The sequence below is a fragment of the Jatrophihabitans sp. genome (assembly GCF_036389215.1).
Lineage (GTDB): Bacteria > Actinomycetota > Actinomycetes > Mycobacteriales > Jatrophihabitantaceae > Jatrophihabitans_A.
Window position 1 is genome coordinate 1 of sequence record NZ_DASVQG010000201.1, and the last position, 11,415, is coordinate 11,415.

Genomic DNA, 11,415 nt, shown 5'->3' on the forward strand with positions numbered 1-11,415 from the left:
TCGTCGACGCGGGCAACGGCATGGGCGGGTACACGGTGCCCGTCGTCCTCTCCGGGCTGCCGCTGGAGATCGTGCCGATGTACTTCGAGCTGGACGGGTCGTTCCCGAACCACGAGGCGAACCCGCTGGAGCCGGCGAACCTCGTGGACCTGCAGGCGGCCGTCACGGAGCACGGGGCCGACATCGGGCTGGCCTTCGACGGCGACGCCGACCGGTGCTTCGTCATCGACGCCGACGGCAACCCGGTCTCGCCCAGCGCGATCACCGCGCTGGTCGCGGTCCGCGAGCTCGCCAAGGCGCCGGGCTCGGCGGTCATCCACAACCTGATCACCTCCAAGGCGGTGCCGGAGATCATCGCCGAGCACGGTGGCCGGCCGGTCCGGACCAGGGTCGGGCACTCCTACATCAAGGCCGAGATGGCAGTGACCGACGCGGTATTCGGCGGTGAGCACTCGGCGCACTACTACTTCCGCGACTTCTGGCGCGCCGACACCGGGATGCTCGCGGCGATGCACGTCCTGGCGGCCCTGGGGGAGCAGGACGGCACGCTGGCCGAGCTGACCGCCGGCTACGAGCGCTACCACGCCTCGGGTGAGATCAATTCCAAGGTGATCGACCAGGCCGACCGGGTGGCCGCGGTGCGCGAGCACTTCGCCGACCGGACGGCGGCCACCGACGGCCTGGACGGCCTCACCATCGAGCTGGTGGACGGCTCCTGGCTCAACGTCCGGTCCTCGAACACCGAACCCCTGCTGCGGCTCAACGTCGAAGCCCCTACCAGTGCCGCGCTTGCCGCAGTTCGCGACGAGGCGCTGGCCGTGATCCGGTCCTAGGAGATCCCCTGTGCCCATGTCGGCTGACCTGCTTTCGATCCTGGCCTGCCCCAGCGCTGACCATGCCCCGCTACGGCTGGAGACCACCGCTGAGGGTGAGCAGTTGGTCTGCACGTCCTGCTTGAGCCGGTTTCCGATCTCCGATGGCATACCGGTGCTGCTCGCCGATGAGGCGGTACCCGGGCCGCGCGGCCTCGGCAATCCCGCGACCGACCCCACCCCGCCCGCCGGCCAGCCGTCCGGGGCGACGGGGTGAACTCCTTTCAGCACGAACTGCTGGATGACCCGCAGGCGCTGATCGAGGCCGATCGTGGCGGCCTGCTGCGCGCGCTGGCCGGGGCCGGAGCCCAGGTGCGCCGTGCCGTGGAGACGACCGGGGAGTTCGGCGTGGACCGGCTGCGCGGCTCGACGGCTCCGCGCGCCGTGCTGGTGGCCCCGGACGCCGCCGCTCCGTACCTGTCCAGCCTGCTGGACGCGCTGGCCTCCGGCGATGCGCCGGTGATCGACTGGCGTGAGCCGATCCTGCCTCGCTGGGCCGGTCCCGCCGACGCGCTGATAGCGGTGTCGGCCGACGGCCGGCATCCCCGGCTGGCTGAGCTGGTCGCCCAGGCCGACCGGCGCGGGATGGCGGTGGCGGTGGCAGCCCCCGTCCGGTCACCGGTGGCCGCCGCGGCGGGCCGGCATCCGGTCGCCGACGTCAGCTACCTGGGCTCGGTACCCCCGCGGGCGGTGTGGTGGGCGCTGGCGACACCGGCCCTGCAGGCGCTGGACGCGCTCGGGCTGGCACCGACCGCTGACCTGCTGGCCGGCGTCGCCGACAGCCTGGACGGGGTCGCCGAGATCGACCGGCCGGACTCCTCGGCCTACACCGGACCCGCGAAGCTGCTGGCGGCCGAGCTGGCCGAGTCGGTACCGGTGATCGCCGGCATCGGCCGGACCGCCACCGTGGCCGCCCGGCGGTTCGCCGGCGCTGTCCAGCTGATCGGGGGCTCCACGGCGATGGCCGCGGCGCTGCCCGACGACGTCGCCCGGATCGGTTCGCTGCTCGAGTTCGCGGCCACCGACGCCGACTTCTTCGCCGACCGGGTGTCCGAGCCCAGCGTGCGGCCCCGGCTGGTCCTGATCGGTGACGACGACCGCTACGGCGAGCAGCCGGACACCCAGTGGGACGGCTTGGGCGACGACGCCGGCCGGCGCGCGGGGTCAGCCCTTGCCGGCCTGGCCGCCAGCCGCGGGATCGGCAGCTCCCGGATCCTGGTGCCCGCCGCGCCGCCGCTGGTCCGCTTCGCCGCTGCCTCGGCCACCGGCGACTTCGCCGCGACCTATCTGGCATTGGCCCGGGGAATCGATCCGTCCGCACCGAGACTAGGGGAGCTGCCACATTGAACCGCCGTACCGCCACCGCCCGCACCGCTGTCGCCCGCACCGCCATCCGGTGCGCCGGCACCGGGTGCGCCGCGAACCGCCCGCGCCGCGCGAAGAGCGGGGGGACGGCATGAGTGAGCATCGCAGCGAAGCGAGGAGCGGAGCGAAGCCGGCGATGAGCGCTCGCGCGAAGAGCGGGGGGACGGCATGAGCGCCCACAGCGGCAGCAAGGCGGTGGTGGCGGCGCTGCTGGCCAACCTCGGCATCGCCCTGATCAAGTTCATCGCGTTCCTGATCACCAGCTCCTCCTCGATGCTGGCCGAAGCCGTCCACTCGCTGGCCGACTCGGGCAACCAGGGACTGCTGCTGCTCGGCGGCCGCCAGTCCAAGCGGCGGGCCACCGCCGAGCACCCGTTCGGGTTCGGCCGGGACCGCTATGTCTACGGGTTCCTGGTGGCCCTGGTGCTGTTCACCGTCGGCGGGCTGTTCGCCCTGTACGAGGGCATCCACAAGATCACCGACCCGCACCATGTCGACTCACCGCAGATCGCGATCGGCGTGCTGGTGGTGGCGATCATCCTGGAGTCGCTGTCCTTCCGCACCGCCATCCGCGAGTCCCGCGGTCCCAAGGGCGACTCCAGCTGGCCGGAGTTCATCCGGCGGGCCAAGGTCCCTGAACTCCCGGTCGTGCTGCTGGAGGACTTCGCCGCCCTGATCGGGCTGACCCTGGCACTGTTCGGCGTCGGGCTGAGCGCGCTGCTGGACCAGCCGGTCTGGGACGGCATCGGCACCGCCGCGATCGGCGTGCTGCTGATCGCGGTGGCGGTGATCCTGATCATCGAGACCAAGAGCCTGCTGCTCGGCGAGGCGGCCACCCCCGCGGCGGTGTCGCGGATCGAAGCCGCCCTGGTCGGAGATTCGGCCAGCGGCATCACCGGGGTGATCCATCACCGGACCATGCACCTGGGCCCGGACGAGGTGCTGGTCGCGGCCAAGGTGTCGATGGCGCCGGACAGTTCCCTCGCCGACGTCGCCTCCGCCATCGACGCCGCCGAGGCTCGGGTCAGGTCCGCCGAGCCGGCTGCCCGGGTGATCTACCTGGAGCCCGACCTCTACCGTCCCGAGCTTGCCGACGGGGCCGCCGGATGACCTCGGTTCAGAACCAGCCGCGGTTGATCGCGCTGGACAACGGGATCCGTGAGTACGCCTGGGGCTCGGTCGAGGCCATTCCCCGGCTGCTGGGCGTCGCGCCGACCGGCCGGCCGGTCGCCGAGCTCTGGATGGGCGCGCATCCCGACCAGCCGTCGCGGTGGTCCGAGCACCCGGACCGGCCCGCGCTCGACGAGCTGATCGGCCAGTGCCCGCGGCGGTGGCTGGGCGAGGCGAACCTGGCGGCGTTCGGTCCGCGGTTGCCGTTCCTGATGAAGGTGCTGGCAGCCGACCGGGCGCTGTCCATGCAGGTGCATCCCAGCCGGGCCCAGGCCGAGGCCGGCTTCGAGGCCGAGGAAGCCACCGGCGTGCCCCGCGGGACGGGCGGGCGCAACTACTGCGACGCCAACCACAAACCGGAGCTGGCCTACGCCCTGACCGAGTTCGAGGCCTTCTGCGGATTCCGCCCGGTGCCGGCCACCCTGGAACTGCTCGACGCCCTGCAGGTGCCGGAACTGGCGGCCTACCTGCCGCTGCTGGCCGGTGAGGACGGCCTGCGGGCGACCTTCACCACGCTGCTGAGCCTGACCGGCCAGGCCCGCGAGCGGCTGGTCGAGGCGACGGTTGCCGGCTGCCGGCGGCTGGCCGAGCGGGACGGCCCGTGGGCGGAGCCGGCCCGGGCCGCCGCACTGGCCGCGGCGGACTTTCCCGGCGACATCGGGGCGGTGCTGGCCCTGCTGCTCAACTACGTCCGGCTGGCTCCGGGCGAGGCGATCTACCTGGGCGCCGGCAACGTGCACGCCTATCTGCGGGGCATGTGCATCGAGATCCTGGCCAACAGCGACAACGTGCTGCGCTGCGGGCTGACGCCCAAGCACATCGACATCCCGGAACTGCTGCGGGTGGCCGACTTCAGCAGCGTTGCCGACCCTCGCCGGCATCCGAGCCGGCCGGCCGAGGGCCAGCGGGTGTTCGAGGTGCCGGTGCCCGACTTCCGGCTCTCGGTGCTGGACCCGATAGCGGGCGAGGTAGGACTGCTGCCTTCCGAGGGACCGCATCTGGTGCTGAGCGGCGACGGTGAGGTGAGCCTGACCTGCGGGACGGAGCGGCGGCGGATCCAGCCCTGGGAATCGGTGTACGTCGCTCCGGGCGAACCCGCCTGCACCGTCTCGGGTACCGGCCAGGTCTTCGTGGTCAGTACCAACCTGTGATCCGAAGGTAAGATAGCGGTGGCTCCGACCGTGGGGCGTCCTGCCAGCGGTTCAGCGATCAAGGTGCCACGATAGGACCCATGAAGCCCCGCGTTCTGGTAGTCGACGATGACTCCTCCCTCGCCGAGATGCTCGGCATCGTGTTGCGCACGGAAGGTTTCGAGCCCGCGTTCGTGCCCGACGGTTCCAGGGCGCTGTCGGCCTTTCGCGAGGTCAAGCCCGATATCGTGCTGCTGGACCTGATGCTGCCCGGCATGAGCGGGATCGACGTCTGCCGCGCGATCCGGGCGGAGTCGGGGACCCCGATCATCATGCTGACGGCCAAGACCGACACCGTCGACGTGGTGCTGGGCCTGGAATCCGGCGCCGATGACTACGTGGTCAAGCCCTTCAAGCCCAAGGAGCTCACCGCCCGGATGCGGGCCCGGCTGCGCCGCTACGACGAGGCGGGCGGGGAGACCCTGCTGATCGGGCCGCCGGATTCGCCGGTCAGCATCGACGTCCAGGCCCACCAGGTCGCCCGGGACGGCGAGCAGATCTCCTTGACCCCGCTGGAGTTCGACCTGCTGGTGGCGCTGGCCCGCAAACCGCGGCAGGTCTTCACCCGCGAGGTGCTGCTGGAGCAGGTCTGGGGTTACCGGCATGCCGCCGACACCCGGCTGGTGAACGTGCACGTGCAGCGACTGCGGTCCAAGGTCGAGCGCGACCCCGAGCGCCCCGAGGTGGTGCTGACCGTCCGCGGCGTCGGATACAAAGCCGGGCCGCCGTGAACCCAGCCGCACGAGGCCCGGTCCCGGGCGGGGTCGAGGCGCTGCCGTCCCGACTGGGCCAGCGCCTGCAGGGCACCACCGACTGGTTGGACCGCCAGGCCCGGCTGGGTATGGCGCCGCTGTCGGCCGCCTGGCGCCGTTCGCTGCAATTGCGGGTGGCGGCGACCACCACCATCGTCACCGGCCTGATCGTCCTGCTGATCGGGCTGTTCCTGGTGGACCAGATCGGCAACGGTGTGCTGAAGGCCAAGCGCGACGCCTCGATCAGCCAGGCCTCGCTCGGCCTGGATGCGGCCACCGCGCAGTTCGAGGGGCTCACCCCCGGTGACATCAACGGAATCCGGCAGGCGGTCGACCAGATCACCTCCGACCCCACCCGGTCCTCCGGGGTGCTCGGCGGTGCGCTGTTCACCAAGGTGGTCCGCGCCGCCGACCAGGTCGTCAACCGGCAGTTGCCGGCCACCCAGCCAGTCCCGGACGAGCTTCGCCGCCAGGTCGACCGGGGGACGATGGCCGTGCAGTACGCCCCGGTCCGGATGCCCGGGCAGTCCGGTGAGGTGCCCGGCCTGATCGTGGGCCAGCCGCTGACCACCCAGGCCGGTGCCTTCGAGCTGTACTACCTGTTCCCGTTGACCGCTGAGCAGAAGACCCTGGGACTGGTGCAGCGCACCGTCCTGATCGCCGGGCTCGCGCTGGTGCTGCTGGTCGCGGCCATCGCCGCGCTGGTGACCCGCCAGGTGGTCCGGCCGGTCCGGGTGGCCGCGCAGACCGCCGGCCGGCTGGCCGGCGGTGAGCTGTCCGAGCGGATCAGGGTCACCGGTGAGGACGACATCGCGCTGCTGGGCGAGTCGTTCAACGACATGGCCAACAGCCTGCAGCAGCAGATCCAGCGGCTGGAGAACCTGTCACGGCTGCAGCAGCGCTTCACCTCCGACGTCTCGCACGAGCTGCGGACCCCGCTGACCACCATCCGGATGGCCGCCGAGCTGCTCTACGCCAGCCGGGACAACTTCGCTCCGGAACTGGCCCGCTCGGCCGAGCTGCTGACCAACGAGCTGGACCGGTTCGAGAGCCTGCTGGCTGATCTGCTGGAGATCTCGCGCTACGACGCCGGCGCGGCGCGCCTGGAGACCGAACAGGTCGACATCCGCGGGATCGTGGAGCGGGCGGTGACGGCCGCCCAGCCGCTTGCCGCCCGGCACGGGGTGGAGCTGCGGACCGACCTCGGCGACGGGCCGGTGCTCGCGGAGGTGGATGCCCGCCGGGTCGAGCGGGTGCTGCGCAACCTGCTCGGCAACGCCCTGGACCACGCTGAGCGCAGGCCGGTGACCGTGCGGATCGGCGCGGACGAGGCCTCGGTGGCGGTGACGGTGCGCGACGAGGGCGTCGGCCTGCGGCCCGGTGAGGCGGCCCTGGTCTTCAACCGCTTCTGGCGCGGAGATCCCTCGCGTAGCCGGCTGACCGGCGGGACCGGGCTCGGCCTGGCGATCAGCCTGGAGGACGTCCGGCTGCACCACGGGTGGCTGCAGGCCTGGGGCGCGCGCGGCCGGGGCGCGGTGTTCCGGATGACGCTGCCCCGGGTTGCCGGTGGTCCGCTGAACAGTTCGCCGCTGCCGCTGGAGCCACCGGAGGTACGGGAGCCGTCGGGGGTTCTGGAGCCGCCGGAGGTGCTGGCGTGAAGCTGAGCCGCCACTTCGGTCCGCTCCTCGCTCGTTCCTCGCTGCGATGCTCCCTCAGCCTGACCCGCCACTTCGGTCCGCTCCTCGCTCGTTCCTCGCTGCGATGCTCCCTCAGCCTGAGCCGCCACTTCGGTCCGCTCCTCGCTCGTTCCTCGCTGCGATGCTCCCTCAGCCTGAGCCGCAACTGGTTGCTGGCCGCGCTGGTGACGGCCGGGCTGCTGCTGGCCGGCTGCACCGGTGTGCCTACCGACTCGGCGCCGCTGGTGGTGCGCACCGTCGATCGGAGCAACCCGGGTGGCCCGCAGCCGAATGCGACACCGCGTGCCGGGTCCGAGCCCCGCGACATCGTCCACGACTTCCTGGCCGCGGGGGTGGCCGCCGACGCCGGGCACTCCCAGTCCAGGCAGTTCCTGACCACCGCCGCGGCCCGCAAGTGGCAGGACAGCACCGTGACGGTGGTCGACGAGACCACCGTCAAACTGCCGACGTTCACCGGCCAGGGCGCCACTATCGAGGTCACCGGGCACCGGGTCGGCCAGTTGGATGCCACCGGCGTGTACAGCGCCTCGCTGAAGGGCACCGGCGTCGGAGACCTGGAGACGTTCACCTTCAACCTGACACAGGTCGAGGGAGAGTGGCGCATCAACGAGTTGCAGCCCGGCGTGCTGATGAGGCAGTCGGCCTTCACATCGTCCTACCGGCCCCGCAGCCTGTACTTCTTCGACTCGGCCGAGGCCACCCTGGTGCCCGACGTCCGCTACTGCGCGCTGAACGGGCAGGCGCTGGCAACCTGGCTGCTCGCGGCACTGGTAGCCGGACCGCGCCCGGAGCTCGCGCAGGCGGTGATCAACGAGGCGCCCGACCAGGTCGGGCGGCCCACCGTGGTCGACAGCGACCCGATCGTCGTAGAGATGCCCAGCACCAGCCAGCTGGACGGCAAGGGGCGTGACCGGTTGGCCGCTCAGCTCGCCTACACCCTTGGCCAGATCCGGTTCCTGCCCGGCGCCCAGTTCAAGCTGACCGATTCCGGGCGCCCGGTGCTGATCCCGGCCGCGCGGGGTGCGACCTTCGCCGCGGTGACGTTCTCCTCCGCGAGCCCGGACAGCGTGGCGCCCGGCGTCCGGCCCTACTTCCTGCGCGACGGCGCGGTGATCGACGGCATCGAGAACAAGCCGGTCGCCGGCGTGCTCGGCCAGCCCGGCCGCGCGCTGACCTCGGTCGCGTTGCGCCGCAATAAAGCCGGTGACCTGCAGGTCGCCGCGGTGGCCGGCAACACGCTGCAGATGGGCTCCACCACGAAGCTGTCCAGGGTGGAACTGCCCCCCGGCGCGTTGAGCCGTCCGGAGTGGCGGCCGCACGTCGGGGACGCCTGGATCGGCGTCGGCACCAAGGGGTTGATCTTCCGGATCAGCCCGGACGGTGTTCCCCGGCTGGTCTCGATCACCTCACCGGTCGGCGGGCTGCCGCCCGGCCAGGTGCTGGCGCTGCGGTTCAGCTCGGACGGGGTGCGGCTGGCGGCTGTGCTGCGAGCAGCGGACGGGACCACCTCGGCCTGGATGGGTTCGGTGGTCACCTCCGCCAGCGACGTCCGGATCGACTCGTTCGAGCCGCTGACCCCGGCCCGGCTGGTCGTCAGCGACGTGGCCTGGGCCGATGCCACCAAGCTGCTGATGGTGGCGCGGGCGCCGAACGACGAGACCCGGGTCTGGCAGGTCATGTCCGACGGCTCGGCGCTCGACTCGCTGACCAACATCGGTTTGCCGGGCGCCCCCACCTCGATCGCCGCCGTGTCGCAACAGCTGCCGCTGGTCTCGGCCAGTGACTCGATCTGGACGCTGCGCGAGCCCTCGTGGGTCTCGTTCCCGGGCAACACCCCGACCCAGGGCACCAACCCGGTCTACGCGCCCTAGTCCTCCAGCGCCCTAGCCACTGAAACGCTGTTATCCACATTCCGCGGGCCGGCCTCCATCACAGCCCTCCATACGGCAAACTACTTCCTGTGAGGCTATTGCCGGATTTGCTCGAGCTGATGCTGCCGGCCCATTGCGTGTGTTGCGGGCGGGGCGGGCCGCTGTGGTGCCCGGCCTGCCGGCCTGCCTCAGAACCCGGGGAGGTCGGGCTGCCTTCGGTGCCGCCGGTCGTGGCAGCCGGCGAGTACGGCGGCGGGCTGCGCAGCGCTCTGCTGGCCTTCAAGGAGCGTGGCCAGCGGGCGCTGGCCGGGCCGCTGGCGGCCTACCTCACCGATGCCGTCGATGTCGGTCGTCAGCAGTTCGGCGGGCCGACCGGTCAGCCACTCCTGGTGCCGGTTCCCTCCAGCCGGTCAGCGGCCCGCCAGCGCGGCGGTGACCACCTGCTCCGACTGGTTGCCGAGGTGGCTCCGCAGCACGGTCTGGACGTGCTGCCGGCGCTCCGGCTGCCTGGCCGGGTCCGTGATTCGGCCGGGTTGTCGGCAACCCAGCGTTCGGCCAACCTGGCCCACCGGATGCGTGCGATCCCGGTGATCAGCGAACGTCCGGTGCTGATCGTCGACGACATCGTCACCACCGGAGCCACCCTCACCGAGGCCTCGCGTGCCCTCCAGGCAGCCGGCTGGCAGGTCTGCGGCGCCGCCGTGATCGCCGCCACCAAGCTGCGCCGGGCCGAGCACCGCGGCCGGCCGCTCCGGTGACCCACGGCGGCACGTTTCAACTGGGCAGATCCAGACCGAAGGGCTAGCGTTCACATGACCTACCGAAATAGGCGCCAGTCAGCCGGGCGCTTGGCGGGCCAGCCGGGGGAAGGGCCCGTCCAGCCGGTTGCCGCTGGCGACATCTCGAGCAGCCAGGAGGTCGCGTGGAAATTGTCGTGAGGGGCCGCAACGTCGAGGTGCCCGATCACTACCGGCAACACGTCGCGGACAAGCTAGCCAGAGTTGAGCGTTACGACCACCGGATAATCCGGGCCGACGTCGAACTCCTCCACGAGAAGAATCCCCGGCAGTCCGAGATCTGCCAGCGGGTCGAGATAACCTGCCGGGTCCGCGGGCCAGTGGTCCGGGTGGAGGCCAGCGCGGCAGACTTCTACAAGGCCCTCGACCTCGCCGTCGAGCGGTTGGCGCGCAAGTTCCGGCAGGCAGCCGATCGCCGCCGGGTACACCACGGCCGGCACACACCCACCTCGGTCGCCGCCGCGACCGGTGCCCTGATCGAGCCGGAGCCGGTCAGCGTCGCGGCATCCGACGGCCTCGCCGAGGACAACGAACCACCCGACGGGCCGGGCCGGGTGGTGCGCGAGAAGGAGCATCCGGCAAAGCCCATGACCATCGACCAGGCGCTGTTCGAGATGGAACTCGTAGGCCATGACTTCTACCTGTTCGCCGATGCCGAGGGCGGGCACCCCAGCGTCGTCTACCGGCGCAAGGGTTATGACTACGGGGTAATCCGGCTGGTCGAGTGACCGGACCGGACGGGGTACCCGGTCATCGGGTGAGTCCGGGCCGGATCGCCCGGTATTCTGGGCGATCATGACTGCTACCGACACCGCCATCGAGTTCGCCCGGATCGCCGGGCACGCTGCCGCGGACAAGCTCGCCACCGACATCGTGCTGATCGACGTCAGCGACCGGCTGGCCATCACCGACGTCTTCGTGATCGTCACCGGCAGCAACGAGCGGCAGGTCGAGGCAATCGTGGACTCGGTGGAGGAGAAGCTGCGGCTGGCCGGTACCAAGCCGTTGCGTCGCGAGGGCAAACGCGACGGCCGGTGGGTGCTGCTGGACTACACCGACATCGTGGTGCACGTCCAGCATGCCGAGGAGCGGGTCTTCTACTCCCTGGAACGGCTCTGGAAGGACTGCCCGCAGATCGAGTTCGACGAGCTTGACAAGGGCCGGCCGCCGGTCGCGGGCAGCTCATCCCGAGTCGGTGGAGCGGGTCAGGCGGACGAGGCCTAGTGCTGCGCCGGCTGGTCATCCTCAGGCACGGCCGGACCGCCTGGAACGCCGAACGCCGGTACCAGGGCCAGGAGGACCCGCCACTGGATCAGGTGGGCCTGGCTCAAGCCCTGGAGTCCGCGGCCCTGATCGCGGCGATGGATCCGGATCTGCTGGTCTCCTCGGACCTGCGACGGGCGAAGCAGACCGCTGAGAAGATCGCTGCCCTGACCGGTCAGGAATTGATGTACGACACGCGGCTGCGCGAGCGCCACCTCGGCCACTGGCAGGGGCTGACCCGCAGCCAGGAGCAGGCCCGCTATCCCGAGGAGTTCGCCGACCGGCTGGCCGGGCGGGATGTGACCCGCCGGGGAGGGGAGAGCCGGCAGGAGGTGGCCACCCGGGCCGTCAAGGCACTCGGCGAGCTGCCCGAGGTGGAGCTCACGGTGCTGGTCAGCCACGGGGCCACCTCGATGTGCCTGGCCGCCGCGCTGCTCG

General features: G+C 71.4%; 11 protein-coding genes and 1 pseudogene. All 12 read left to right on the forward strand.

The genetic code is table 11. The features are described 5' to 3' along the window. A pseudogene (gene manB, locus VF542_RS10835) lies at window positions 1-833 on the forward strand (phosphomannomutase/phosphoglucomutase); the annotation flags it as partial. A 16-nt stretch (window positions 834-849) separates the two neighbouring features. Next, window positions 850-1,089, forward strand: a complete 240-nt coding sequence (locus VF542_RS10840) for a Trm112 family protein (protein ID WP_408651721.1) — start codon at window positions 850-852, stop codon at window positions 1,087-1,089. Beyond that, window positions 1,086-2,219 carry an SIS domain-containing protein gene (locus VF542_RS10845; RefSeq protein WP_408651722.1) on the forward strand — a complete coding sequence of 378 codons (1,134 nt, stop codon included), beginning with the start codon at window positions 1,086-1,088 and terminating at the stop codon, window positions 2,217-2,219. The genes VF542_RS10840 and VF542_RS10845 overlap by 4 nt, the downstream gene beginning before the upstream one ends. A gap of 186 nt (window positions 2,220-2,405) precedes the next feature. After that, window positions 2,406-3,347, forward strand: a complete 942-nt coding sequence (locus VF542_RS10850) for a cation diffusion facilitator family transporter (RefSeq protein WP_408651723.1) — start codon at window positions 2,406-2,408, stop codon at window positions 3,345-3,347. A 23-nt stretch (window positions 3,348-3,370) separates the two neighbouring features. Further along, a complete protein-coding gene (gene manA, locus VF542_RS10855) occupies window positions 3,371-4,558 on the forward strand; it encodes a mannose-6-phosphate isomerase, class I (protein ID WP_408651731.1) in 1,188 nt (395 codons plus the stop codon). An 80-nt stretch (window positions 4,559-4,638) separates the two neighbouring features. Then, window positions 4,639-5,328, forward strand: coding sequence for an MtrAB system response regulator MtrA (mtrA, locus tag VF542_RS10860; RefSeq protein ID WP_408651724.1), 690 nt, complete (start codon window positions 4,639-4,641; stop codon window positions 5,326-5,328). Next, window positions 5,325-7,007: an MtrAB system histidine kinase MtrB gene (gene mtrB, locus VF542_RS10865; protein ID WP_408651725.1), complete on the forward strand. Its 1,683-nt coding sequence runs from the start codon at window positions 5,325-5,327 to the stop codon at window positions 7,005-7,007. Before mtrA ends, mtrB begins: the two co-directional genes overlap by 4 nt. A gap of 188 nt (window positions 7,008-7,195) precedes the next feature. After that, window positions 7,196-8,917 carry a hypothetical protein gene (locus VF542_RS10870; RefSeq protein WP_408651726.1) on the forward strand — a complete coding sequence of 574 codons (1,722 nt, stop codon included), beginning with the start codon at window positions 7,196-7,198 and terminating at the stop codon, window positions 8,915-8,917. Window positions 8,918-9,147: 230 nt separating this feature from the next. Next, the gene (locus VF542_RS10875) at window positions 9,148-9,675 is read left to right on the forward strand and encodes a ComF family protein (RefSeq protein WP_408651727.1); all 528 of its coding nucleotides are present in this window, start codon (window positions 9,148-9,150) and stop codon (window positions 9,673-9,675) included. A 164-nt stretch (window positions 9,676-9,839) separates the two neighbouring features. Then, a complete protein-coding gene (gene hpf, locus VF542_RS10880; RefSeq protein WP_408651728.1) occupies window positions 9,840-10,442 on the forward strand; it encodes a ribosome hibernation-promoting factor, HPF/YfiA family in 603 nt (200 codons plus the stop codon). Between the two features lie 67 nt (window positions 10,443-10,509). Continuing rightward, window positions 10,510-10,938, forward strand: a complete 429-nt coding sequence (gene rsfS / locus VF542_RS10885) for a ribosome silencing factor (protein ID WP_408651729.1) — start codon at window positions 10,510-10,512, stop codon at window positions 10,936-10,938. Further along, window positions 10,938-11,415, forward strand: a 478-nt coding sequence (locus VF542_RS10890) for a histidine phosphatase family protein (protein WP_408651730.1), incomplete at its 3' end; no start/stop codon positions are given. The genes rsfS and VF542_RS10890, both read left to right, overlap by 1 nt.